This is a genomic window from Pseudarthrobacter sp. HLT1-7, from assembly GCF_059383435.1.
Window position 1 is genome coordinate 39,554 of the sequence record NZ_JBWZCH010000017.1, and the last position, 26,616, is coordinate 66,169.

Consider the following 26,616-nt stretch of genomic DNA (forward strand, 5'->3'; position numbering starts at 1 on the left):
GGCACCAAGCGGTAAAGTTGGTACCACTATGACTACTCCTTCTGCGCCCGACGCCGTCTCCAGCCCCGCCCCCAGCGCGACCAGGGAAGTGACCACCGAAGTCACCGCCGGCACCCCGGTCCGGGTCCGGTTCTGCCCGTCGCCCACCGGCACGCCGCACGTCGGCCTGATCCGCACGGCCCTCTTCAACTGGGCGCACGCCCGGCACACCAAGGGCACCTTCGTGTTCCGCATCGAGGACACGGACGCAGCGCGCGACTCGGAGGAGAGCTACCAGCAGCTGCTGGAGGCCCTCAAATGGCTCGGCATCAGCTGGGAAGAGGGCGTGGAAGTCGGCGGCCCGCACGCCCCGTACCGGCAGTCGCAGCGCCTGGACCTGTACAAGGACGTCGTCGCCAAGCTCATGGAGGCCGGCTACGCCTACGAGTGCTACTCCTCCCCGGCGGAGGTCGAGGCCCGTCACCGCGCCGCGGGCCGGGACCCCAAGCTCGGCTACGACAACTTCGACCGCGAGCTGTCCGATGAGCAGCTGGCCGCGTTCAAGGCCGAGGGCCGCCAGCCGGTGCTCCGGGTGCGGATGCCCGCCGAGGACGTCACCTTCACTGACATGGTCCGCGGCGAGATCACCTTCAAGGCCGGCAGTATCCCGGACTACGTGATTGTCCGCGCCGACGGCTCCCCGCTCTACACCCTGGTCAATCCGGTGGACGACGCCCTGATGGGCATCACGCACGTGCTCCGCGGCGAGGACCTGCTCTCCTCTACCCCGCGCCAGGTGGTGCTTATCCGCGCTCTGATGGAGATTGGCGTCGCCAGCTACATGCCCGTGTTCGCCCACCTGCCCTACGTGATGGGCGAGGGCAATAAGAAGCTCTCCAAGCGCGATCCCGAGTCCAACCTGTTCCTGCTCCGGGACCGCGGCTTCATCCCCGAAGGACTGCTGAACTACCTCTCGCTGCTGGGCTGGAGCCTCTCCGCCGACGAGGACATTTTCACGGTGGACCAGCTGATCGAGAATTTCGATGTCAACGACGTGCTCGCCAACCCGGCGCGCTTCGACATCAAGAAGGCCGAGGCGATCAACGGTACCCACATCCGGATGCTCGACGCTGAGGATTTCCGCACCCGGCTCGTCCCGTACCTGCGCACAGCCGGTTTTGTGGGGGAGACCCTCACCAAGCGGGAGGACGAGATCCTGGCCGAGGCGGCACCCCTGATCCAGGAGCGCATCTCGCTGCTGGGTGAAGCACCCGAGATGCTCGCCTTCCTGTTTAAGAACGACGACGCGATCGACGTCGCCGCCGACGCCCGCAAGGGGCTCCCCGAGAACCTCACCGAGGTCCTCGACGCCGCCCTCGCGGCGCTGGAACCCCTTGCGGACTGGACCGCGGAGAACATCCAGGCCGCCTTGAAGGAGGCCCTCGTGGAGGGCCTCGGCGTGAAGCCTCGGCTGGCCTTCGGCCCGGTCCGCACGGCCATCTCCGGCCGCCGGATCTCCCCGCCGTTGTTCGAATCCATGGTCATCCTGGGCAAGGATTCGTCCCTGGCCCGGCTGCGCGGCTTCCGCGGCTGATGAGCACACCCCGGACCCGGACCGGCACCCAAACTAGCGCCCTGGCCACTAGCCTGGGCGGGATCCGCGGCGTCCTGTTCGACATCGACGACACCCTGGTGGACCTCGAATTCGCCATGACGGCGGCCCTGCGTGACGTCAGCGAACACCTCCTGCCCGGCCTGGACCAGGCCGGGTGGGAGAAGTTCGGGCGGATCTTCACCCGCGAGACCACGCACTTCTACGACCGCTACCTCACCGGCGAATTGAGCTTCAACGAGCAGCGCCTGCTCCGCGGCCGGGCTGCCCTGGGGCATTTCGGCGTGGAGCTGGAAGAGGGGGAGCAGGCCCACCACTGGGTGAGTTCCTATGCCAGCCGGCAGCACGGCTACATTCGCGCCTTCGACGACGTCACCCCGGTGCTGGATGCCCTGGACGCCGCCGGGATCCCCTACGGCGCCGTGAGCAACAACGTCCATGACTACCAGCGGGTCAAGCTGGACGCGGCTGGCCTGGAACGCATTGCCGTTCTGGTGGGCACGGACACCGTGGGCGCCGCGAAGCCGGATCCCGCCATCTACCTTGAGGGCGTCCGGCGCCTCGGCACCGGCGCCGGCGAAACGCTATACATCGGGGACAACCGGTTGCTGGATGCGGAAGGTTCGACGGCGGCCGGCCTGCTGGGCGTCTGGCTGAACCGCGGCGGGGAGCCGGCTCAGGACTTCGCCGGACGCGAGGTCGGCTCCCTGCTGGAGCTGCTGGCCTGACTGACCGACCTAACTCACTGGCTGGCCTGGCTCACTGACTCAAGCCGCGTCCGGCCGCGGGCGCCGGTTCCGCAGCACGAAGAACCCGCCCACCAGCCCCACGGCCATGGCGGCGTCGGACTGCCCCACCATGGTCGACGGCGAGACTGCCGCGGCGCTTGCGTACAGCGTCCCCGTGCCTGCCGCGATCCGGGCATTGCCGGCGGCCAGCTTCTCCGCGCCGGCGGACAGCAGGGTGGAACCGGACGCCAGCTTGGTGTTGCCGGCCGAGAGCTCGGAGGCGCCGGAGGCGAGGGCCAGGGATCCGCTGAGCAGCCCTGGGTTGGCCGGATCTGCCGGATCGCCCTTGATTCCTGCATTCAAGGCCACGGTGCCGTCCGCGAGCCGCGAGCTTCCCTCTGTCATCCTGGCGGCGGCCTTGATCAGTCCCGGACGCTCGGGATTGCCCGGAATACCGTCAATGCCGGTGCGAATCTTGGCCGTGCCGTCAGCAAGCAACCGGGTACCCATCACCACACCGGGGCTGTTGGGGTCCTCGCTGTTGAGCTTGGCGGCCAGCGTGGCGAAGCCCGCCGTCAGCGAGCCGGTTCCGGTGTGAAGCCGGTCCGCGCCTGATTGCAACCGGCCCGCCCCGGACTGGAGCTGGGAGGCCCCGGCGTCCAGCTTCCGGGCACCGGCGGCGATCTTAGCGATTTTTTCCTTGACCACGGCCAATGGCACCAGCCCCTGCGCGGGGTCCGAGGCGGCCGCCTGCAGCAGGTCCAGGGCCTGCGCCAGTGCCGCGGTTCCCGTTCCAGCCTCGGGGTCGTTGTTGGCGCCCCGGTAGCCCTTGAGCTGAACCGTGCCGGAAGCCAGATCCCCGGTCCCGGCTGCCAGCTGGGCGGCCCCGGCATCGAGCCGGGTGGCGCCATCGGCCAGTTTGTTCTCGGCGTTGCCGTTCGCGCTGGGGGTCAGGGCGGCGGAGAGCTGGAGGGCGCCGGCGGCGAGCATCTGCGCGCCGTCGTCCACCTTGTAGACACCGGGAGCGAGCTTGGTATCGACATCGGTTTCTATCTTCACGGCGCCCGTGGCCAGCTGGCCGGCACCGAGCTGGAGCTTATCCGCGCCCGGGGCGAGCTTTTGACTGATGCCCGCGTGGATCTTTTCCGCGCCGGCGGAAAGCTTTCCGGCACCCGTGTCGGCCTGGTCGGCACCAGCGGCAAGTTTCCCGGCGCCGTCCTTGAGTTGCTCGGCTCCGGCGGAGGCCTGACCGGCGCCGTCCTTGAGTTTGGCCGAACCGTCCGTAATGCGGCCGGTCACGAGGGTTTAGAAACCGAGCAGCGCGACCAACAGCAGGGCAGGGGTGGCGATGGCGATCTGTTGGGCACGGGTTCGGGTCTGGCTTGCAGCGGCGGCACGACTCTGTGACACGGATGGTTCCTCTCGACGGCGTTTCCGGCAGCGGCTCCGCCGCCGGTACCCACGCTGTGATGCAGCCAACACTCGCAAATGCCCGTGCAGCTGCCCGCAATGAAGTGGGGGAGGGGTAGCCACTAGGTGGTACCTTACCGAGAGTAAACTTGTTGATGGCGGATTGGCAAGAGTTTCTCGGATTCAGGACGTGCCCCCGGAGGGTGGGGTGCCCGGGGGTTCCGCGGCCGATTTGTGCAAGCGGAAACTCTCGGGTAAAGTCATTACTCGTGCTGAGGCGCCGGGAGCGCGGGTTTAGACCTACGGATCCGGTCCGAAAGTTCCTTTGGGATATGGTGTAATTGGCAACACTACGGTTTCTGGTACCGTCATTCTAGGTTCGAGTCCTGGTATCCCAGCTTGCTGAGTATATGAAGTAATCACTTAGCGCGAACGGCAGCGATGCTGTTCTGGAGAGTACGCGGCCCCATCGTATAGCGGCCTAGTACGCTGCCCTCTCACGGCGGTAACGCGGGTTCGAATCCCGCTGGGGTCACAGCTAAAGCGGTCCCGGGCATTAGCCTGGGGCCGTTTTTTGTCGAGCGTGCCCTCGCCGAGACTCAGTTCTTTCGCGGCATATCGGGCTCAGTCGCAATGTGAAAGTTGGAACGTCCGTTCTGCAACTTTCGAAGAGCACCGCCGAAGGCCGTCCGCAGCGTCTGGGCGAGCTGACGGCGTCGGGCTGTAATATGGTCGGACTAGAGACCAGAGTGCAGGGCCTACTGCATCCAAGTAGTACCCAAGGGGAATTCAGTGAGCCATCCAAGTGTGACCGATCTTGATAAGAGAGTCGGCAACATCGAACACCTGTTGGCCAACAGAGGCCGGTCGTCGACTCCGCCGCCTCCAGGAGGAGCGAAGGTCAAACTTACAGACCTGTTGGGTATCAATTTTCACTCGGCCTCACCATTCCATCCGAAGCTAATGCTCGCAACGATCGTTCACGACGAGCTATACGACGAGCTCGAGAAGTCCTATTCGGTTCTTCCACTAATGCCGTCTTGCCTCGTTGATTCTGTGGATGAAGGACAGCCTCGAATGATCGTAATCCACCGAGCGGCCTTTCAGGAGGGGCCGTGGTTCGGTGCGGAGGATGCGTCAGGTGGCACTGCAGTGGACGTCATCAAGCGTCTCCTCCCATGGAGCAGGAAACTTAAGGTGCCAGTTCTCTTCATAGAAAATGGGGCGCCGGACGGGTTCTACACCAGCGTCCTGCGGGAGATCGGGACGGAAATCTTTGCGTCCGTTGACACATACAACCGAGTACCGGAGGGTGCCCCTCGCAGGGCCGTATTTGACATCGCGCGCAAATATGCGCCCCAGCAGCCGGCCCCACTTCTGAATGGTAATCAATAGCATGCAATTTTTGTATTGCGCAGTGAACACGTCCATTCCAGATGATAGCGGGGATCGTGCGACGGCAGGAGTCTTGCGAGAACTTCGCCAGGCCGGCCACGATGTAAAGGTCCAAGTTGCGGCTGATTCGGGGGCGGCGACGAGAGCCGAATCGTTTTTGGATTTCGGAGGCCCTGCCGACATCGAACCTGGCGGCAACTACAGCACCTCCAAGAGTCCCATAAGTGCTTTTGCGGCAGACGTGGTGGCGGTAGTCAAGGAAGAGCGCTTTGACGTTGTCATCACCCGCGGCGTTGAGCTGAACCGGATCCTAGCTGAGGAACCGGGACTGCCTGTCAGGCTCTGGTCACTTCTGACTTCTGCAGACTTCAAGGCAGAGGTGGATTCAACACGTGAGACACTTCTGCGGACTATAGTCGAAAATAGTCAGCTCATCTTGGTCGACGGTTCGGAGCAGTTACGTTCGGTAAAGAGGGCCGCGCCTTTGGCACATCATAAGGTGTTCAACGTTACCGAAGCCGGCGGTTTGACCGCGGACTCTTTGGCCGCCCGGGTTTCTCTCTCGCGCCTTGCAACGTTGTCCGGTGCACAAAGAAGGGTTCTGGTTTACTGGGATCGTCCAGTCCAGTCGCCCCGGGAATGGGCAGAGCAAACGCATGCCATTGCTAGTTCACTAGCATCGTCGGAAGTCCACATCGTCCTTATGTGCCAAGACGCACTATCCGTATTCGGGCCGGAGTTGGCAACGCGTAGCCCATTCGTGACGACCATTGAGCCACCCAGCGCCGAACACCAATTGGCTGGCGGCCGGCTCTTGCCTAGGTTCGCTGCCTGGCACGTCGGCGTTGCAGCTAGATCACTAGACTGCTCCGTCGTGCTGAGCGACGATCTCGAAACCGTCGTGTACGGCTTCTCAAATGATTATATTCGTGAACGACTGTGGCCAATTATCCGGATTGAGGGCTTTGAAGACTTCAATGAACGCAAGCAAGTTTTCGAGCAATTGGCGACGACGGTAAGCCGCATGGTCTTCGTCGATCACGATACCCGAGCCATGTTTGAAGCCCGGATCCCTTCGGCGACCTCGAAGACCGTAGTGTTCCCTGGTCTTGGCATGGCTGGCACGGACTCGAACAGTCCCATCAGACCGGATGGACAATTAAGTTTGTTGCTTAAGGAGTACTTGGACCGATCTCTTGCGGATTATTTGTCCCTCCCGCGGCGCGACACCAAACGTCGGATCCTTGTAGCTGGACACGACTTCAAATTCGCGGGTGAACTGCTAGGCGTTATTTCCCAGCGCGAAGACGTTGAACTCCGGGCCGACCACTGGGCCACGCAGACTGCGCAAGATGAGTCGCTCAGTCGGACGCTTCTTGATTGGGCAGAAGTGATCTTCTGCGAATTTGCTTCGCATAACGCTGTTTGGTACTCGTGGGAAAAGAAGCAAGGCCAAACTCTCATTGTGCGTTTCCACGGATATGAACTGTGGTCGCCTTGGATCCAAGACATGAACCTCGCCAACGTTGACAGGATTGTGTTTGTTTCTGAGTTCTACCGAGAAAAGGTGATCGAGGAGCTAGGCTGGCCGTGGGAGAAGACCGCGGTCATGCCGAACGTTGTTGACACATTGGACTTAGCCCGGCCAAAGTCCCCTGAGGCGCGGTTCCACTTAGGCATTGCAGGAATCGTCCCCATCCTTAAAAGGCCGGACCGCGCACTGGACTTGCTGGAACGATTGCTAGATTCGGATGGTCGTTACACCTTACACATCCGTGGAAGGGGTCCGTGGGAATACGGTTGGATGTGGCAGCAAGATGATATTCGCGAGGCCTATGAAGCTTTCTACGAGCGTTTGGCCGTTAACCCCAAGCTTCGCCGCCGGGTAGCTTTCGATGAGTTCGGACCGGACATGGCTCGATGGTTCCAAAACATCGGTTGGGCGCTCTCGCCGAGCTATCGCGAAACGTTTCATCTCGCACCAGTAGAAGGTATGGCCTCCGGCGCCATTCCAGTTGTCTGGCAGCGAGAGGGGGCTCAAGAAATATTCGGTCCAGATTGGGTTCATGCAGACACGAATGCCGCTGCCGAATATGTTATTCGCGTAAATGAAGACGCCACGGTGTATAGCGGGATCTCCCAAGCTGCAGTCGAGCAGTCCCGCGGGTTTGACGTCGTGAAAACCGGCCTTGAGTGGCTAAGACTGCTATTCGCTCGCGAAAGCGCCTATTCAGACGTGCCCGCTACGAACATTTTGGCGGAACGGCAGGAAGTGCTTTTTGCCGTCAACAACACCGCGGCCGCTCTGGCGCGGCTTGTGAATGTACTGCGGCGCGACGGTGATTCCAACCGCGTGAAAGAGTTAGTTACGGCTCATCCCAATCTCGCTAAAGAGCTGCCGCTGCACTTGATGTTTGAGTCCAAATGGACGGACGGTGTCGAAGCGCTGAAGGCCGACTTTCCTAGGATTATCGAACGCAGCTCCGGGTCGGCATACCTTGCCCGCCCTAACGCCGTGCTATTCGCCGTCGACGGTTATGGAACCAAGGTGTCTACCCGTCGGCTACCAGCAGCCTGTCGAGGAGAAATTGATGATGGCCTGCTCCGTCTAGTTGTAGTGGCCTCAGGTGCGATTGACCCGCGCTTCGACAGTGAGAAACCCAGCCGGAGCGACTTCGAGGTTGATGGGCTCCCAGCGATACGCCACTCACTGCGTCACTCCGACCAGCTTCGCTTGGACAAACTTGTCATGGCTGCTGCGGATGCAATAGTGCGCGAGGCACGGACATTTCGGCCTGCCGCCATCGCGTCCGGAGGGGAATTCTGGGTCGCGCTCCCCGCGCTATTGGCGGCACGCCGTCTGGGTATCCCCTTCCTTGTAGACGAATCAACAGGACAGGACCAGCGCGGAGATGAAAGCCTCTCTCTTGTATGCCGTTCAGAAGCTGATGCGGTCTTCCGTCCCGGTACGTGCCCGACGCATTGCCTTCAAGAGGCGATTAAGAAGTACAGTAACGCAATAGTCCCGTCGGTGCAGCGTGAACTGTCGACCTTGAAGGTCGGAGTTATTTCGGATCAGTTTACGGCCCTAACGATATCTCACTCATTCGAACTTGTGCCCCTGTCCAGGGCCGGCGGATATGTGCAGGTTGCTACGCTGGACCTGGATGCGGTTTTTGTTGAGTCAGCCTGGGAAGGGCCTGATCATGAGTGGCACAGGGGCGTAGCTTATTACCCCGATCAAAATGATGATCTGCGCAGGATTATCGAAGTAGCTAAAGCGAGGAAAATACCTGTAATTTTCTGGAATAAGGAAGATCCGGTTCATTTCCTTGCTTTTGAGCGAACAGCAGCGATGATGGATCACATATTCACCACGGACGCGGATATGATTGGCAAATATCTCCAAAGCGATGAATCTGAGGCGCTAACAGTTTCTTCGTTACCTTTCTATGCCGAGCCCGCAATTCATAATCCTATGCCGACGGGCAGGTCTTATAGTCATTCTGTTAGTTATGCCGGCACATATTACGGGGATAGGTTCAAGGAACGATCGATGGAGCTTCACAAGATGCTTGACGTCGCAAAGAGCCAAGGCCTTACCATTTACGACCGCCAGGTAAGCGTCCCTAATTCTCCTTATCGTTTTCCCCCAGAGTTGACAGGCTTTGTGCGTGAGGGCGTGCCGTACAACGAGGTATTGGAAGTCTACAAAGCACATCCCGTGAACATAAATGTCAATTCTGCCAATGATTCACCGACGATGTTTTCCAGACGCGTTGTCGAAATTGCTGCCAGCGGCTCTGTTGTGCTGAGCGGCAGGGGTAGAGGAATTACGGAACAGCTCCAAGGCATTGAGGCGAGTGACTCAGCAGAGCGGTGGGCTGAACTTCTAGGGACATGGATGACCGACGAAGGCGGACGTATAGAGGAAGTTTGGCGTCAGTTGCGAACCATCACTCGGTCACATCTGGCCGGCTACTCGCTGACGATTCTGATGCGCACCGCCGGGGTTCCCGTCACCGCTCCTCGGTTATCGGGCTACGCAGTAGTCGTAACTGCCCTAGGGACGGAGACTGTTGAGTCGATACTTCGCCAATCCTGGCGTCCGTCCGTCGTCCATACGGAGATGGCGGACCACCAAGATGTGAAGCGATTAGAAGAGAATGGCATCAATGTGTCTTCATCATCGGAGCTTGACGCGGATGTTGAATGGGTTGCTTCGTGGACCAACGTTCCTACTGACACTTACTTCGAGGACATCCTCCATGCCACAAGGTTCGGAGTTTGGGATTATCTGTCCGGGAGGCCTTACACCGAGGAGGACGGCATAGGCAAACCGATTATAGAGCTAGAGCGAAGTGGCGTCTTTGCTGAGCTCCGAAGGTCAGGTCCTAACGGAGGGGGACGAGATGCGGCGCCGCTAACGTGGGTAATGCCGCGGAACTAACGGACCGAGTGGAGCCTGTCGTTGATTCCTTTAGGACTGATTTTCGGCCAGACTTGAATCATGGTTTAAGTGGCGAAGGCACCAGGGGCTCTTGATATAGCCGCAGGGCAGGTATTTGAGCTTCCCGAACTTCCGGGGTTTCGTTTGGTTGGTGGATGTCAATTCCACCCTCTGAACGATATAGCCTATGTAAGTATGTTAGTCAGTCCTGTGGGAGGGGTGGGGTGATGGCAGTGATGACTGCGCAACTGCCCGCGCCGATGTCCCTGCTGGCAGGTGCGTCACCGATTCGCGCCGTTGTGTCCCTGGTCGAAGACGGCGAGGGCGAGAAGGTCTTCATCCACGGGAGCTGGCCTATGCATGGGTGTTGGGGATGAGGTCCCGGACGCCATGGCCGTCTCGGACACGGCCCGGCCGGAAGTGATGACCGCCGTCCTGCATCTTCTCCCGCAGCCGCCGTGTCGAACGTGCCCGCCGCGGCACCTGCGGCGTCGCCTCGCAAAACTATTTCCGCCCGCACAGGTCCTCGTCACAGAACCAGCCCCTATTGTCGCAGAGCAGCACCACCGCGCCGGCGACCGGAATGTCGCGCAGGCGCTGGCATCGGCGTTCCTTGACTCGGGAGGCGATCACCCCGCAGTTTGGGCACCCGGGCGGGAACGTGGATTCGACGTGATATGGCGCACCCCGCCGGGGAGCAGCGCGGTGCCGGTGCCAAGGTAATCGGGGAGGTTGAAGATCATGCTGGCAGCATCATGGCCAACCACAGTAGGCTCTAACAAGGCTCGTGGTTCCTGTTCAGGTTGAATGCGTAGACAACACTCATCCCAGCAGAACCACGAGTCCTCTGCTATCTACAACACGAACCTATTTCCCCGGGAACCTTGAAGAGCCGACGAAGGCCGTCGCCGAGATCTGCTAACATCTCACCGCACCGAAGCCCGCTACCCCGGCACCGGGCGGGTTCTCCGCTAACCGTCAATAACAGGATGGCAGTCTGCAAAAACTAAATCGATATGTCAAGAGGCCTGGGACCCTGTCCGCTCAATCACCGCGGCGACTCTACCTCTCGGCGGTGAAAACAGCGTGAAAATGCCGACCGAGGCGTGGTTGGCGGATAGCCGGAGTTGGTACGGGCAGTCCACGTAGGTGGTGCTGCTTTCCCTGTAGTTGGTATTGCGGTCGTTTTCGCGTGTTTCTCTTGCGGAACGGCGACGTCAGCCAATCCGGTCCGGCCTACTGGGTCGAAGCTCTGCCCGAGAAGGTCGCCGCCTACTCCACCATGAACCGGCTCGCCAACCAGTCCCGCACACTCAACCTCGGCGAAGTAGACATGCGACGGCTGCACAACCAGGAAGCCAAATCAACCACCAGCTACTGGGAATATACCCCCACCGGACCCGCGGCGAAAACAAGTACCGGCCGGGCCAGCCAAGCCGCCGCCCCGGCCGGTACCAGGTCGCTGGAACAGCAGTACCAACAACATGGACTCCCCGTACCAACTAGTCCTATCCGCCACGTGGTCACGCCACCACTCAGGACCCTCGGGAGTCACTCGTACGCCACGCTCCATGCCAAAAAGTTAATACAAACACACCAAGTAAACAGCAATGTCGTTAGCCCGAATAGGACTGACTCCGCTTCCGTCGCAACCTAACTAGTTTGGCTGGAGTCCATCAAATGGCACGGTCGGAAATGCGCCTACTACGGACCCGTCAGCGGTCTGAGGTTCGAAGCGACTCAGAGAATGCTCGACAATCTTTCGCGCCTGGTGCGGATCCAATTGAAGAACCGAATCCTGCTCAAGATGCCTCATCCATAAATAGCTGGGTACTGTCGAATCTAGGATAACAGGCATCCGCTCGTCTACGGTCGGGTGAGACCCAATAAATGTCTGCTGAATCGTTCCTGTCTGGGCGTCAAAATAGCCAACCGTCATGAGGCCGATAGCGATCTTAGGTTGGACAACACGTCGCAGAGAGGTAACTTTTCCGTCTTCAAATAGTCCAGTCAGTCCTTTAGCCAAAGAAATTGCGTAACCCACGTGATCGCGAGTGAGATAGCGCGAGCAAAGGTCGAAGAAATCGCATGACAATACATCGTCATCGTCTAAGCGTGCATCACCGAAGACCATGTTGGAGCTTTTGGCTGCTCGGGAGATGAACTCTCTGATCATTTCTGGTTTGCCAGGATTGCCCTCTTCGTCGACAAGTTCTAATTGCATGAAAGGATACTGCTCCACGGCTCCCTGAAGTTGTTCCAGGTACTTATCCGGCAGGGATCGAGAATACTGAACACGATGTAGAACCAGATGACGTTCTGCAATCAGCGCAATCGCTGGGAGGGACATGCCAATGAATATCTCCATCCTCGGGTCGAGGCGTCCTGGGCTATACAGATAGGCCGCGTAGTCGTCTGCGCTGGGGAATCTGGACCCATTAGAGGCATACCACGCGGCATTTTGGGGCAGGAAAAGACTGAAGCGCGTCGTGAGAATGAGAGCCCTCGAGTCAGTGTCTCCCCAAACGCGGGGGAGTATGTGACCGTCTTCCGGTGCTCGATCTCCATCGTCCGTGATTTGATCTCCGTGATCATTGCTCGCGGTGTTTCCCTGCGCGGCGAAGGCAGTGAGACCGCGCAGGGAGACGCTGCCGCTGGCGACATGCCAGCCCACAACGGAAATAGAAGTGCAGGTGACGCCTGCTGGGAGGCCGAAAGACGCGAAGTAGGTACGCTGGCCGGCATCGACTTCCACATAGCGGAAGTAACCGATACTCTCATGCCCAGACTTGGAAATACGGCATTCAGAGAGATCTACTTCGGTTGCACCGTGGAGCTCCAAAGAAATCAATAAATGGCGACCTTTCGGGAGGCGGCTATGAGCTTCGAATTCAATGCCAAAAGAACCGGCGCCCGGAGAAACCACCACGCGGAGTGGCGCATCGACTGCGTCATGCCACGTCCCCCTGCCGGACGCGAACTCAGGGCCGTCATTGTCCGCTCTCGGACGGTTAGGCTGCGTAGCCACATGGTTCGGATGTTCCGCAAGGCGGTTGGCAATACCGTCGTATACCGCATCCATATAGTGGTAGGGCGCCAACGACCATTTGTGCTGGCGATTCGATACCGTCGATTGCCAAGGAAGATCAAGGCAAAACACGTCGAGATGCTCGCGTATGACGGCGACGTAACGAGCGAACAGGTTGTTTGCTTCATCCGGTAGCATCGCCCAGTACCTGCCTAGGGCCTTGCCTTCATCGTCATGCATGGACCAAGGGATGTTGAACAGAACAACTTTCGACTCGAGATTGTTTGCTTTGACAAAGTCGGCGAACCGGATCACAGCACTCCTCCAGAGCGCCAAATGTCGGTCGCTACCAAACCGGATCCAGTGGCGATCTGCCTGATCGCCAAGTATTGCGCTCTGAACCAACTCAGTGGAGCGAGTAACGTAAGTGGCGTCGCGAACTTCGATAACTCCTAGTCGCTCATCTGTGAGATCCCAGAAAACGAAATCGGCACGATCAGCCATATCAGTTAGCGTCTGGAATAGATCTCCATCGAAGTCACCTTGAAGGTTTCTGATCTGAAAAGGGCTCGAGAGCTTTCCACTAGCTGCATCAGCTGCATAGGGTTCGTTGACGGCGCTGATTAGTGACTGTCGCGCAGTGTACCCAAGTAACTCGTTGCCCGCTTTGTCCAAATATTCGAACGCGTCACGCGAGACGCAGCTGCCATAAATATAAATACTTGCCATAATCACTCGCCTAAGGTTGCTGCGCTACTTCGCGGATCGCGAGTGCTCGTCCAGCGGTGACAACGACCCGCTAACGTACCGGGTCGCCCTGAATTGCCTTCCTACTAGATGTTGATTCGCTTTCCGATACCCAGTAGCTGCGCGACGGCGGCAACAGTCCGCCCACCCGCCTTGCCGTCTCCATGGGTGTTAACGGCGTTGCCTAAGGTGTCGAAGGGCTCATCGTTGGTCACCTGGCGGTCCACCTATTTGTCCCTCTGCTCTTCGTCGGTGCCAATTAGGGTCACGGTGCCCGCATGCGCTGGTTCAAGCCGTTCGTTGTTGTTCCGCGTGATGGGTACTGGCTGCCGGGTCGACTTCCGCCTCCACTGGGATCAATGGGCACTAAGTGCGCCAATGACGTGTACTTTCCGTAGCCTAGGGATCGGTCGCACGGCGCTCGGTGTCGGCGGACTCTTTCAGGGCCGTGACGCTTAGCGCCATCCCAACCGGACGGGCACCGGACATAGGCATAACGGTATGCATTGATCCCCCTGAAAGGCAATAGCTGACGAGCCGATGCTACCCCACGGTAAATGGAAATGTTTAACCAGCGCTGACTCGTAAAAAATCCTCGGCATAGCCGGATATGATGCCTCACATGAAAACCTCTGCGTAGCGGCGTGTATGACGGGGGAGTAGCAAGGTGATTTGGCCCCGGGTTAGTCGCTCGTTTCGTCCCCCGCCCCCGGTAGGGTTTCCGGCGTGGCCGCCGGCGCGTCGGGGGTATTCTTTCTGTACTTGGCGGGTGGTCTTGAGGCGGTAGGAATCGGTTCCGGTTTTGACGACGTGACCGCGGAACGTGTGCCTGTCCACGATGACCGCCGCGAGGCGGGGGTCGGTGAAGGTCTGGCCCCACTCGCTGAAGTAGGCGTTGGAGGCGAAGGCGATGGATGCCCTTTCTTCCCGGGCGGTGATGATCTGGAAGAGCAGCTCTGCTCCGTGGGTGTCGAGCTCGACGTAGCCCACCTCGTCAAGTATTCGGATATCCGCTTACTTGACGAGTTCGAGCACATGGGTGTACTTGTGGACGGCGCATACGTGAGCCGCGATCCGCCTGCCGTCGGCGAAGACCTCGATGAGTGCCGCCCCGATCCGCACACTGACCCGCCGGCCGGCCTACCGGCACGGACTAATAGCACTGGCGCACACAGACCTCTGCCATTTGGATGGCTGGGACCGAGACGGTGGGCCCCGCCTCGATAACATCCGACGGCAGCGGCAGCGGCAGCGGCACCAGCTCCGGGGTCTCGGCGGCGGCCGCGGCACCGACATGACCGGGCGGGCGGAGATCACCCGGTGGTCGTCCCTGTCCTCGCAGGCAGCAATGAACCCGTTCAAATCCGCCAGCGTCGCGAACCCGGGCGCGGGGGGTGACCCGGTGGCGTCGGAACCGGCCGACCTCGCCCTCCACGCCGCCCTTCTCGTGGGCCCCTTCAATGCGCCGGATGCAACAGAATGAGTCGAAACCGTAGTGGGACCTCCTGGCGATGAACCGCGGGTACTCCACCCGCTCCCGCCCCAACACCACCCGGATCGCAGCCGGGGTCAAGTTGTCGTAGAGGATCATTTTCGACGGGACTCCGCCGAGCCGTTCGAAGGCCACGTTGTGCCCGTCCCAAAAGAATTCCTGGGCCTGATTGGTATACGCCACATGCACTGCCCGGCCCGAATGCAACAGGCGCAGTACGAACATGAACAGCTTGACCATGATCCCGCCGATCAGGACCTGGAACTTACAGAAATCGACCTCCGCTTCCGCGCCGGGGCATGGGTCTGCGGGACCGCGATATCGATGGGGGGCCCACCAGTTCACGCCGGATCTTCGCCACGGCATGGGAGACCGTGAGTTCCGCCACGGCGGCCCCGTGCTCGTACATCAGCCGCTGCCAGACCCGCCGGGCGCCATGGCGCTGCTTGCGCGGCGCTTGCAGATCAGCGTCCAGCCACCCCCTGATGATTTTCAGCCACGGGCCCATGGCCGGGTATCAGCGGACCGGATCCTTGCGCGGCGGCGGCGTTGAGTCGGCCAGCGCGGCACGCTCCGTGCGCGGATGCACACCTTGGACCCGGGCCAGCTCTCGGACAGACATATCTTTTACTTGCATCGCGGCGGATACGCTCGAATTGTTCGACTGTCGTTCTCTCTTTCAAACCCGTTCCGTTCTCTCAGTCTTGGACGTTAGAGGGAACGCTACGGGCGGGTCGAGGGGGCCAACTCAAGCGACTAAAAGCCCCAAAGGTGGGGCCACTACAGAGGGCCATACCCATGCCAACCACCTCGTCAGTCAGAGGCGAAACCTCAGTGGGTGAATGAGGCCGAATAGAATCCATCCCGTTGTAGTGCGAACGGATGGCAAAGCATTGAATATTTAGCCCGGACTGTCCCGGCAAGCTGCGCGGCGGTCGGGTCTTTCCTGCCACGCCGGCTTCGGCTTCTAGGTCTCGTCATCGCGTGATTTGGGGCGTCGGTGGCATCCGGCAGTGAATCGAATCTTGGAACCTTCAGCTTCATTGATTTTTTTCGCCTCCTATTTGGAATATGAAGTCAGAGGTTCGCAGGCCGGGGCACTCCCCTGAAGGTTTTCCCAAGCCCCTCTCGCTAGCGTCACTAGTAAACAACCGGTAGTTCCTTGACGAGGACGGCTAGCCGAGATGTATCCAGTGAGAGATGTAGGGCGACGCAGCTTTCTATCATTGGCCGTCGGCGTAGGGGCAGGTGCAGCACTATATGTCGGAAACAACACCGCCATAGCGAACGTTCCGACGACCTCCCTGGACGCGGTAGGCACCGAAGTTCCGCTGTCCACAGTTGGAACTGAGCCTTCTCTCGTTTTGCGTCGGTACGTAAACGTTTTCAAGAGCAGCCCAAATCCAAACGCCGTCTTCTTCCGAAACCGGGCCGGAGTCCTGAAGCTCGCCGCCGCCTGCCGTGGACTTGCAGGCCAGGTTCAAGTCGTCGATGTCGCTACCGGGCAGCTTGAACTTTCGTCAACACCCTTCCCAGGAGCGGGAGGCGGCGCGGGCCGGGTAGTCTACGAGCCATCGACCGACGCCGTTCTTGCTTTTGGTGCTTCGGCGATAGTCAAGAGCGTGAGCCTTTCAGGGCACGTTACTGACGCTTACAGCGCCGCGCCAGGGACAACCAATGTTGCTTTTGCCAGGGCGGTCGATTCGAAAGGCAGGATTTGGACCGGCAACTATCCGACCGGCAACGCCACCCGGTTCGATCCGACCACGGGCGAGACCGTCCATACGCCACGAGTGCATGCAGCCGCACAGTATGTCCGAAGCCTAGCCATCGACGCTAACGACAATGTTTATGCGGGGACGGGCGCGGCGAACCCTCGTATCGTGGCCTGGCACACGGACCGTCCAGCGGAATTACAGGAAATCGCGCTGCCCGGTGCGGCGACGGAAGGGTTTGTCTACAACATTGCAGCCCATTCCGGAACGCTCTTCGTGTACTATCAAGGCGCCCTCGGCAAGGAATTATTCAGGGTATACGACCTGGCAGCCGCGGCCTGGAAGTCGCCACCGTGGACCTGGATCCCCACGATGCGCAGCTCAGCGGCGTTGCCGGCCGGTGGTCACGTCTATGCAGTTCGGTCCACAGCCGGCACCCACGAACTCATGAAAATTGACCCCAGCACCATGGCGGCCGAGAGCGTTTGCACTGTTCCCGGCGCGCCTAGCGCTTTGAGTGTGGAAAGTTCGAACGGACTCCCGATCGTGAACGTCCTCTGTGCCTCGGGTCATCAGCAAATTTACGCCAAGGTCGCAGTCGCACGGAAAACGGTAATCCAAGCCGTGAAATCTGCCTTTTCTGACACGCCACTCAAAGTTCAGGCCCTCGCAGCGTCACTGTCCGGGACCAGCATATATTTCGGGGGTTCCTTGGGCGACGGAATCGGATCAGTGGACCTAGTCTCACGGGAACTTTGGCGTTCTGCCGCCGATACAGGCATCGTCCAAATCGAAGGGATGTTCCAGTACGACGACACAACCGTTTATGTTGGGTCGTACGGAGCCGGGCGCCTCTTTAGGTTTAATCCTCAGACCAAGAGCATCACAAAGCTCATCGAACTACGCGAGAAATATTTGCAGTCCCGTCCCTTCGCCTGGGCTCGTGCCGCCGACAAAGTGGTCGCGGGCACCGTAGCGGAGTATGGATACAACAACGGCGCTCTGACAATAATCAACCCGCTGAACGATGCAGATATCAACGTGGTCAGCGGCCCCATCCCAGGCCAATCTGTCCTCGGCCTGGCTGGCGAAGGCGACCTTGTCTACGGCACCACGGGGATTAAGGGCGGCTACGGATCGGTGGATGACACTAAGCCGGCACACGTCTTTGCCTGGAACGTCCGGGAAAGCCGTCTCGCTTGGAAGCGGCCGCTGACCGGCGAAGTCGAGATCAACAGCCCTCTCCTTGTTCGGGGACTGCTGTATGTGAGCACCAACAACGGCGTCTTCAGAGTCGACAAGACAAATGGAAATCTGGTGTCCACTTACAAGTTGTTCAATCGGCGCGCGGTAGCGGGCTACAGGACCAGCAGTATCGCCTACCTCCCCCAATTGAATTCGATCGTGCATCTCTGCGGGGGGACGGCGACTGTTCTGGATACTGAATCTCGGACCAGGAAAGAAATCCTCCGGGGGCAGTACACGGACATGTTAGTCACGAGTCGGAACCGGCTGTACTTCGCCGAGAATGGCACTAATGTCGTTGAGATCGATGCGGCCCAGAAGCCGACGATTCGGTCAACCGCCGATCTCGTCACCGTTGGGGCCGACGGCTGGCTTTACGTGGCGCGGTCACTGGGCGAGGGGAAGTTTGCATCGCCGATCCGTGCAGCTCCCGCGTTTGGTACAGATATCCGGTCCTGCCACGTGGTGGATTGGAACGGGGACGGCACACTTGACATCTTGGCTTCCCGCGCTGACGGCAAGCTTCAACTCTTTAAGGGCATCGGCGGAGGTAGTTTTGCTGGCCCGGTGACGCTAGGCGCCAGCGGCTGGCACAACAGGAGGATTGCGGTCGGCGTGTGGGGGACACAACTCGCTGTCGTGTCGGCGGACAGAATCAGCGGACAGTTGCTTTCCTGGCCCATCCTGACGTCAGGCGCACTAGGCCAGTCAACGGCCATTGGCTCGGGCTGGAGCAACAAGCCAATGGTGATGCTGGTGCCGTCCCGAACGACGGCGTCCGCGTTGATAGTAAACGAGGGTGGCTCTCTGTACCGCTATGCCAGGACTACCAGCGGACAGATTTCCCGGTCGCCGGTTCGCCTTAGTACAGGTGGCTACTCCGGCATGTCAGCTTTCTCGCCGGTCGTCGGCCACAAAACCGATCACAACGGAATTGTCGGAATAGATACTGCCGGCGCGGTCGCTTATACCGACGTGGCGGGCGGTGCTGTGGGAACGCCCATCAAGTATGCGTTTCTGATGAAGAGCCACAAGTTGGCCAGCAGTTAACGAATGACCATACATAGCAGCGGGCCCGCCTACAAAAGGGCCGCTGCGTCTCGGACCTTGATCATGGTCCGCAGGTTCCGGGTGGTGGTCGCCGCTCTGTACTTCGTCGTCGAGGAGAGCTTGCTGAAGGGGCTGTCCAGGGTGCCGCCCACCGGCGCCAGCCAGGCCATGGCCTCTGGTCCCAGCCGCGTCTGCTCCGCCCCGTCCAGGGCGCTCCCGGCTTCGAAGAGCTCGGTGAGGACGTCCGTATCCGAGGCCAGCGTGAAATAGGTGTGGGTGGAGGCATCGTCCGCGGGGTAGGGACACGCGGCAACCAGTTCTGCCACCCGGTCAGCGGCCAGGACCACCACCCAGGCGTCGTAGCCGAACGTCTCCCGGAGGCAGGCCTCGAATTCCTGCTTGACCCGCCCGGCATCCAGGTCGCTGGCGAGCACCACGTTTCCGCTGGCCAGGAGCGTTTTGACGCCGGAAAACGGCCGGGACTTGAGGGCCTGCTTCAGTCCGGCCATCTTGATGGTGATGCCGCCGACGTTGACCCCGCGCAGGAAGACCGCATAGCTGTTCATGCGCCCAGCCTACGCAGTCAGTCGCTGGTCTTGCGCAGTGCCTCAGTCAGGACACGCGCGGCGTTGCAGACCACTTCGGCGTGCAGCCGGCCGGGCTGGCGGGTGAGGCGTTCGATCGGGCCGGAGATGGACACCGCGGCGATCACCCGGCCGGACGGACCGCGGACGGGGGCCGACACGGAGGCGACCCCGGGCTCGCGTTCGCCTAGGCTCTGTCCCCAGCCCCGGCGTCGCACTCCGGCCAGCACGGTGGGCGTGAAGCGGGCGGCGTGCAGGCCTTCCAGCAGACGGTCATGGTCCTCCCAGGCGAGCAGTACCTGGGCGGCGGATCCGGCCTTCATGGACAACTGGGTACCGACGGGAATGGTGTCGCGGAGGCCAATGGGCCGTTCGGCGGAGGCGACGCAGACGCGCCACTCACCCTGCCGGCGGAAAATCTGGGCGCTCTCGCCGGTGGCGTCGCGCAGCTGGACAAGGACGGGGCCCGCGGAGGCAATCAGGCGGTCCTCGCCGGCGGCGGAGGCCAGCTCCACAAGGCGGCTGCCGAGCACAAAGCGGCCCTGGATGTCGCGGCTGACCAGCCGGTGATGGACCAGCGCCAACGCCAGCCGGTGCACGGTGGGCCGCGCTAGTCCCGTGGCCGCAACAAGCTGCGCCAGGGTGGTAGGGCCGGCCTCAAGTGCGTCAAGCACATGGGCCGCTTTATCGATGACACCGACTCCACTGGAACTGTCCATGTAATGATATTGCCGTCTCATTATCTGAGATGCAAGTCCACTCGCTGGCGCATTACGCGGGAGTGCTGATTCAGTGGAGATAACCAGCCGGCAAGAATCAACACCGCAGTGAAGGGAGAAGGCCGTGGCACAGACACTGGCCGAGAAAGTCTGGGACGCACACGTGGTGCGCAAGGGCGACGGCGAAGGAGCCAACGCCCAACCGGACATGCTCTTCATCGACCTCCACCTGGTGCATGAGGTGACGTCCCCGCAGGCGTTTGAAGGCCTGCGCCTCGCGGGCCGCAGGCTGCGCCGGCCGGACCTCACCATCGCCACCGAGGACCACAACACTCCCACGCTGGACATCGACAAGCCAATCGCGGATCTGACCAGCCGCACCCAGATCCAGACCCTGCGCAACAACTGCCAGGAATTCGGCGTCCGGCTGCACTCCCTCGGTGATGCCGAACAGGGAATTGTGCACGTGGTGGGCCCGCAGCTCGGTCTCACCCAGCCCGGCATGACCGTGGTCTGCGGCGACTCGCATACCTCCACGCACGGAGCCTTCGGCGCACTCGCGATGGGCATCGGCACGTCCGAGGTGGAGCACGTCATGGCCACCCAGACGCTGTCGCTGAAGCCGTTCAAGACCATGGCCATCAACGTCGAGGGCACCCTGCGGCCCGGTGTGTCCGCCAAGGACATCATCCTGGCCGTCATCGCTAAGATCGGCACCGGCGGAGGCCAGGGCTTCGTGCTCGAATACCGCGGCTCCGCGATCCGGGCGCTGTCCATGGAAGCCCGGATGACCATCTGCAACATGTCCATCGAAGCCGGCGCCCGCGCCGGACTCGTCGCCCCGGACCAGACCACGTACGACTACATGTTCGGTCGCCCGCACGCGCCGCAGGGTGCGGACTGGGACGCCGCCGTCGAATACTGGACCACGCTGCGCACCGACGACGACGCGGCGTTCGACGTCGAGGTGGACCTCGACGCCGACACCCTGGAACCGTTTGTGACGTGGGGGACCAACCCCGGCCAGGGTGTGTCCCTCTCCGCGACGGTGCCCTCGCCCGGGGACTTCGGCGACGAAAACGCCAAGGCCGCGGCGGAACGGGCCCTGCAGTACATGGGGCTGGAAGCCGGCACCCCGATGAAGGACATCCGGGTGGACACGGTCTTCCTGGGTTCCTGCACCAACTCCCGGATGGAGGACCTCCGCGCCGCCGCCGACATCATCCGTGGCCGGACCAAGGACCCTGACATCCGGATGCTCGTGGTGCCCGGTTCCGCCCGGGTCCGCCTTGAAGCCGAGGCCGAGGGGCTGGACAGGGTCTTCACGGACTTCGGGGCCGAGTGGCGTTTTGCCGGCTGCTCCATGTGCCTGGGCATGAACCCGGACCAGCTGGAACCGGGGGAGCGCTGCGCCTCCACCTCCAACCGCAACTTCGAGGGCCGCCAGGGCAAGGGCGGCCGCACCCACCTGGTCTCCCCGGTGGTGGCCGCGGCGACCGCGGTGCGCGGCACCCTGAGTTCGCCCTCGGACCTGGACCCCGCTCCGGAGTCCGCCGCCATCCGCACCGACGCCGCCTAAGAGGATCCCGCCATGGAAAAGTTCACCACCCACACCGGCATCGGTGTCCCGCTGCGCCAGAGCAACGTCGACACGGACCAGATCATCCCGGCCGTCTACCTCAAGCGCATCACGCGCACGGGTTTCGAGGACGCGCTCTTCGCGGGCTGGCGCAAGGATCCGGCGTTTATCCTGAACCAGGAACCCTTCAACGCCGGCTCCGTGCTGGTGGCCGGCCCGGACTTCGGCACCGGCTCCTCCCGGGAACACGCCGTCTGGGCCCTCAAGGATTACGGTTTCAAGACCGTGCTGTCCTCCCGCTTCGCCGACATCTTCCGCGGCAACTCAGGCAAGCAGGGCCTGCTGGCCGCCGAACTGGCCCAGGATGACATCGAACTCATCTGGAAGGAACTGGAAAACGCCCCCGGCACCGCGGTCACTGTGGACCTCGTCTCCAGGACGGTGCAGTGCGGCAACCTCGTGGCGCCGTTCGAGATCGACGACTACACCCGCTGGCGCCTGCTGGAGGGCCTGGATGACATCGGCCTGACCCTCAAGCACGAGCAAGACATCACCGCCTTCGAGGCAACCCGGCCGACGTTTATGCCCAAGACCGTGCCCGCAAAGCTCTCCTGACACTCTCCACCCCACCACCACATAGCAACGCGGGGTCACCTACGGCCCATCCCGAGGCTTCGGATGGGCCGTAGGTGACCCCGCGTTGTTTCTTCGTGCAGCCGGGACGACGGCGGGCCGCCTCCTGGTTCGGGAGGATACCCACCCAGAATGATTACGCAAGCATTCTGTAGCCTAATTTTGTTTAGGTAAGGCTTGTCTAATAACATCGTTCGAGTGACCACGGACCTTCATTTAGCGCAGGTCTCCTTTGCCGCGGAACTTGCGAGCTATGGGGACAGGCCCGCAATTCTCACCGAGAGCCTCACCCTGACCTACCGGGAGCTGGCGGATCGCGTTGATGCCTTCGCCCTCCGCCTCGGCACCGGGAGGCGCCTCGTGGCGCTGACCGCCGCCAACGACGTCGACTCCCTGGTCGCCTACCTGGCAGCCTTGGCAGCCGGGCACCCCCTGATCCTGCTGCCGGAAGACAAACCGGCAGCCTTGGAGTCCCTGGTAGCGGCCTACGATCCTGACGTCCTTGTGCGGTCCGTGAACGGTCAGACCGTCCTGGAGGAGCGCAGGCCCGGCACACGGCACGCGCTGCACCCTGACCTCGCCCTGCTGCTCAGCACGTCCGGCTCCACCGGCTCTCCCAAGCTTGTGCGCCTCTCGCAAGCCAACCTGCAGTCCAACGCGGAGTCCATTGCCCAGTACCTGAGGATAGGCACGGACGACACAGCGGCCACCACCCTGCCGATGTCCTACTGTTACGGGCTTTCCGTGATCAACAGTCACCTGCTCCGCGGGGCGGGCTTGGTGCTCACCGGCCTGTCGGTTGTTGATCCCTGTTTCTGGGACCTGTTCCGCCGTGCGGGTGCGACGTCGTTCGCAGCCGTCCCGTACACGTTCGAACTGTTGGAGCGGGTGGGGTTCGCCGAGATGGAGTTGCCCAGCCTGCGCTACGTGACCCAGGCCGGGGGCCGGCTCGCCCCCGACGCGGTGCGCCGTTTTGCCGAGCTCGGCTGCCGGCGCGGCTGGGACCTCTTCGTTATGTATGGCGCAACGGAGGCCACCGCCCGGATGGCTTACCTGCCGCCGGGACTCGCAGCAGACGTCCCCGGCGCCATCGGCATCGCGGTGCCCGGCGGCTCCTTCCGGATCGACCCGGTCCCCGGGCTGGAGCACGGGGAACTCGTGTACACCGGCCCAAATGTCATGCTCGGCTACGCAGAGAGTCCGGAGGACCTCGGAAAGGGCCGGACCATCGGCGAGCTCCGCACCGGTGACCTCGCCCGGAAGCATCCCGCCGGAGTCTACGAAGTGGTGGGGCGGCGCAGCAGGTTCGTCAAGATCGTGGGGCTGCGCGTTGACCTCGGGCAGGTGGAGAGGATCCTTGCCGACCTCGGAGTACACGCGGCCAGCGCCGGTACCGACGACGGGCTGGTTGTCGCCGTCGAAGGCGGGCACGACCCTCACCTGCTGGCCAAGGTTCTCGCCCAAGGCGTCGGGCTGCCGCGTGCGGCCCTCGAGGTGCACGCCGTCGAACATCTGCCCAGGCTGGCCACCGGCAAACTGGACTACCCCGCGGTCCTTGCGCTCTCGCGGCCTGAACCGGCGGAGCCTGCGCCCGGGAATGGCACTGTCGCGGGTCCGGACAATGTCCGAAAAATCTTCGCGGACACACTGGAGTGCGCTGACATCGCCGACGACGACACATTCGTCTCGCTCGGCGGGGACTCACTGTCCTACGTCGCGGCGTCCGTCAGGCTGGAACAGGTGTTGGGGCACCTCCCGCGGGATTGGCACGTGACGACGGTCCGCGACCTGGAACCAAGCCAGCGGGAAGTGCCGGTCCGGCGGGTGCGACGGTTCTTCGCTCCGATCGAAACCGGCATTATGTTGAGGGCCGTGTCCATCATCCTGATCGTCAGCACCCACGTCGGCTTGTTCAGGTGGCAAGGCGCGGCCCACGTGCTCATGGCGGTGGCGGGTTACAACTTCGCGCGGTTCCAGCTTTCCGGGAAGCGGCTCCCGCGCCTTCGGCGGCAGCTGGCCAGCCTGGCCAGAGTCGTCGTGCCCAGTGTGGCCTTCATCGGTGTGGCCTATCTGATCACGGATAACTACAGCCCTGCCAACATCCTGCTCCTGAACGCCGTCCTCGGACCGGAGACGGTGACCACGCAGTGGCACTTCTGGTTCGTCGAAGTACTTGTCTACCTGCTCGTGGGAATGACTGCCCTGCTCGCGGTTCCCTCGGCGGACCGCGCTGAAAAGCGGTTCCCGCTCCTCTTTCCGCTGGCACTCACAGGAGCCGGGCTGTTGACACGCTATGACGTGATCGATCCTGGTGTGCCGCACACGGCGCCGGCGCTTTGGCTCTTCGCGATGGGTTGGGCCATTGCACGGACCCGGAACGTGGCCCAGCGCTGCGCCGTCTCCGCCGTCGCGGCCCTGACCGTTCCGGGGTTCTTTGAGGACGCAAACCGTGAATACACGTTACTCATCGGAATCCTGCTGCTCATCTGGCTGCCCAGCATTCCCGTGCCGAAAGCCCTCCGACGCGTGACGATACTGCTGGCCAGCGCCTCCCTCTACGCATATCTGGTCCACTGGCTGGTCTACCCGCTGCTGGCCCCGTTCAGTCCTCTGCTGGCCGTGGCAGCCTCGCTTGCCGCCGGGGTGGCATACTGGGCGGTCTGCATGCGCGTGATCAGCATGGTCACCCGTCGTCGGACCCGCCCCGCCACCGCAACGCGGGGTCACCTACGGCCCGTCCTGCGGCTTGGGATGGGCCGTAGGTGACCCCGCGTTGCAGTTTGGATTGAAGGGGTGGGCGGCGGGGATCACACCAGCCGTAAGCACGCAGTATTTCAGATCGGTAACGCAAGCTCCTATGCTTAGCAGGTGCCTTTGTAAGGATTTGGGGGCGAGTAGTCGTGAGGAAACCGGTATATGAGTAGTGTTCTGACAATCCGCGGAGGCGTCCCGCTGACCGGCCGCGTCACCGTGCGGGGGGCCAAGAATCTTGTCCCCAAGGCGATGGTGGCCGCGCTGCTGGGCAATGAACCGTCCGTGCTGCGCAACGTCCCGGAAATCAAGGACGTCGAGGTTGTCACCAGCCTGCTCCAGATCCACGGTGTCACTGTGGAGAAGGACCCCGCCACCGGGGATCTGACCCTGGACCCGAGCAACGCGAAGACGGCCTCCCACACGGCCATCGATGCCCATGCCGGCGACTCCCGCATCCCGATCCTGCTGTGCGGACCCTTGATCCACGCGATCGGCGAGGCCTTCATCCCGGACCTCGGCGGCTGCAAGATCGGCGACCGCCCCATCGACTACCACCTGGATGTACTGCGCCAGTTCGGCGCCGTCGTGGAAAAGCGCCCCGGCGGCATTCACATCTCCGCACCCCACGGCCTCAAGGGCGCCAAAATCTCCCTGCCGTACCCGTCCGTCGGCGCCACCGAGCAGGTCCTGCTGAGCGCCACCCGCGCCGATGGCATCACCGAGCTTTCCGGGGCGGCCACCGAGCCGGAGATCGTGGACCTAATTGCCGTGCTGCAGAAGATGGGCGCAATCATCAGCGTCCAGACGGACCGCACCATCCGGATCGAAGGCGTCCAGAGCCTGGGCGGCTACAACCACCGCGCCCTCTCGGACCGCAACGAATCCGCCTCCTGGGCCTCGGCCGCCCTTGTCACCCGCGGCGACATCTTCGTCGAAGGCGCCACCCAGCGCGACATGATGACCTTCCTCAACACCTACCGCAAGGTGGGCGGCGGCATGGACATCGGCGACGACGGCATCCGCTTCTACCACCGCGGCGGCAAGCTCAACCCGCTGGTCCTCGAAACGGATGTGCACCCCGGCTTCATGACCGACTGGCAGCAGCCGCTGATCGTCGCGCTGACCCAGGCCGAGGGCGTATCGATCGTCCACGAGACCGTCTACGAGAACCGCTTCGGATTCACCGAGGCCCTCATCCGGATGGGCGCCAACATCCAGGTCCACCGCGAATGCCTCGGCAGCGTGCCATGCCGCTTCGGCCAGCGTAACTTCCTGCACTCCGCCGTGATCTCCGGGCCCACCCAACTGACCGGTACCGACATCGACGTGCCGGATCTGCGCGGCGGCTTCAGCCACCTGATCGCGGCCCTGGCCGCCACCGGAACTTCTCGGGTCACCGGAATCGACATCATCAACCGGGGCTACGAGCGCTTCACCGAAAAGCTCGCCGGCCTGGGCGCCGATTTCGACATCACCTCAGATAAGTAGCGGGGACC

Annotated in this window: 15 protein-coding genes and 2 tRNA genes; 11 read left to right on the top strand and 6 right to left on the bottom strand. The window is 61.9% G+C overall.

The window, feature by feature from the left end; all coding sequences use genetic code 11:
* Positions 1 to 28 precede the first annotated feature (28 nt).
* Entirely contained in the window at positions 29 to 1,573 is a 1,545-nt protein-coding gene (gene gltX, locus AC50X6_RS15160) for a glutamate--tRNA ligase (RefSeq protein WP_494967013.1), read from the top strand.
* Positions 1,573 to 2,319 (top strand): HAD family hydrolase, encoded by a 747-nt coding sequence (locus tag AC50X6_RS15165; RefSeq protein ID WP_494967014.1) that lies wholly within the window; start codon positions 1,573 to 1,575, stop codon positions 2,317 to 2,319. Before gltX ends, AC50X6_RS15165 begins: the two co-directional genes overlap by 1 nt.
* Before the next feature lie 39 nt (positions 2,320 to 2,358).
* On the opposite strand, the gene AC50X6_RS15170 is transcribed toward AC50X6_RS15165, so the two are convergent.
* On the bottom strand, positions 2,359 to 3,618 hold the full coding sequence (locus AC50X6_RS15170) for a hypothetical protein (RefSeq protein ID WP_494967015.1): 1,260 nt from the start codon (positions 3,616 to 3,618) through the stop codon (positions 2,359 to 2,361).
* 437 nt (positions 3,619 to 4,055) lie between these two features.
* Here AC50X6_RS15170 and AC50X6_RS15175 point away from each other — a divergent pair.
* The 4 genes from AC50X6_RS15175 (at position 4,056) to AC50X6_RS15190 (ending at position 9,574) form a co-directional block, all read left to right on the top strand.
* A tRNA-Gln gene (locus tag AC50X6_RS15175) sits at positions 4,056 to 4,127 on the top strand.
* 64 nt (positions 4,128 to 4,191) lie between these two features.
* Positions 4,192 to 4,264 (top strand) — tRNA-Glu (locus AC50X6_RS15180).
* A 272-nt stretch (positions 4,265 to 4,536) separates the two neighbouring features.
* Positions 4,537 to 5,124 (top strand): hypothetical protein, encoded by a 588-nt coding sequence (locus tag AC50X6_RS15185; RefSeq protein ID WP_494967016.1) that lies wholly within the window; start codon positions 4,537 to 4,539, stop codon positions 5,122 to 5,124.
* A 22-nt stretch (positions 5,125 to 5,146) separates the two neighbouring features.
* Positions 5,147 to 9,574 carry a glycosyltransferase family protein gene (locus AC50X6_RS15190; protein WP_494967017.1) on the top strand — a complete coding sequence of 1,476 codons (4,428 nt, stop codon included), beginning with the start codon at positions 5,147 to 5,149 and terminating at the stop codon, positions 9,572 to 9,574.
* A 1,657-nt stretch (positions 9,575 to 11,231) separates the two neighbouring features.
* Here AC50X6_RS15190 and AC50X6_RS15195 read toward each other — a convergent pair.
* From AC50X6_RS15195 to AC50X6_RS15205, 3 genes are all read right to left on the bottom strand, one after another.
* Complete coding sequence (locus tag AC50X6_RS15195; RefSeq protein ID WP_494967018.1) at positions 11,232 to 13,331, bottom strand: DUF6270 domain-containing protein; 2,100 nt, start codon at positions 13,329 to 13,331, stop codon at positions 11,232 to 11,234.
* Positions 13,332 to 13,967: 636 nt separating this feature from the next.
* Entirely contained in the window at positions 13,968 to 14,357 is a 390-nt protein-coding gene (locus AC50X6_RS15200) for an ATP-binding protein (protein ID WP_494967047.1), read from the bottom strand.
* A gap of 145 nt (positions 14,358 to 14,502) precedes the next feature.
* Positions 14,503 to 15,186: a hypothetical protein gene (locus tag AC50X6_RS15205; RefSeq protein ID WP_494967019.1), complete on the bottom strand. Its 684-nt coding sequence runs from the start codon at positions 15,184 to 15,186 to the stop codon at positions 14,503 to 14,505.
* 881 nt (positions 15,187 to 16,067) lie between these two features.
* Between AC50X6_RS15205 and AC50X6_RS15210 the strand changes: the two genes are divergently transcribed.
* The gene (locus AC50X6_RS15210) at positions 16,068 to 18,851 is read left to right on the top strand and encodes an FG-GAP-like repeat-containing protein (RefSeq protein ID WP_494967020.1); all 2,784 of its coding nucleotides are present in this window, start codon (positions 16,068 to 16,070) and stop codon (positions 18,849 to 18,851) included.
* A gap of 29 nt (positions 18,852 to 18,880) precedes the next feature.
* On the opposite strand, the gene AC50X6_RS15215 is transcribed toward AC50X6_RS15210, so the two are convergent.
* Together AC50X6_RS15215 and AC50X6_RS15220 are read right to left on the bottom strand one after the other, a co-directional pair.
* Positions 18,881 to 19,417, bottom strand: coding sequence for a DUF1697 domain-containing protein (locus tag AC50X6_RS15215; protein ID WP_494967021.1), 537 nt, complete (start codon positions 19,415 to 19,417; stop codon positions 18,881 to 18,883).
* A 17-nt stretch (positions 19,418 to 19,434) separates the two neighbouring features.
* Entirely contained in the window at positions 19,435 to 20,154 is a 720-nt protein-coding gene (locus tag AC50X6_RS15220) for an IclR family transcriptional regulator (protein ID WP_326965507.1), read from the bottom strand.
* Positions 20,155 to 20,278: 124 nt separating this feature from the next.
* Between AC50X6_RS15220 and leuC the strand changes: the two genes are divergently transcribed.
* The 4 genes from leuC (at position 20,279) to murA (ending at position 26,608) form a co-directional block, all read left to right on the top strand.
* Complete coding sequence (leuC, locus tag AC50X6_RS15225) at positions 20,279 to 21,733, top strand: 3-isopropylmalate dehydratase large subunit (protein ID WP_326965506.1); 1,455 nt, start codon at positions 20,279 to 20,281, stop codon at positions 21,731 to 21,733.
* A 12-nt stretch (positions 21,734 to 21,745) separates the two neighbouring features.
* A complete protein-coding gene (gene leuD / locus AC50X6_RS15230) occupies positions 21,746 to 22,348 on the top strand; it encodes a 3-isopropylmalate dehydratase small subunit (protein WP_494967022.1) in 603 nt (200 codons plus the stop codon).
* Positions 22,349 to 22,564: 216 nt separating this feature from the next.
* On the top strand, positions 22,565 to 25,132 hold the full coding sequence (locus tag AC50X6_RS15235) for an AMP-binding protein (RefSeq protein ID WP_494967023.1): 2,568 nt from the start codon (positions 22,565 to 22,567) through the stop codon (positions 25,130 to 25,132).
* 150 nt (positions 25,133 to 25,282) lie between these two features.
* Complete coding sequence (murA, locus tag AC50X6_RS15240; protein ID WP_494967024.1) at positions 25,283 to 26,608, top strand: UDP-N-acetylglucosamine 1-carboxyvinyltransferase; 1,326 nt, start codon at positions 25,283 to 25,285, stop codon at positions 26,606 to 26,608.
* Positions 26,609 to 26,616 lie beyond the last annotated feature (8 nt).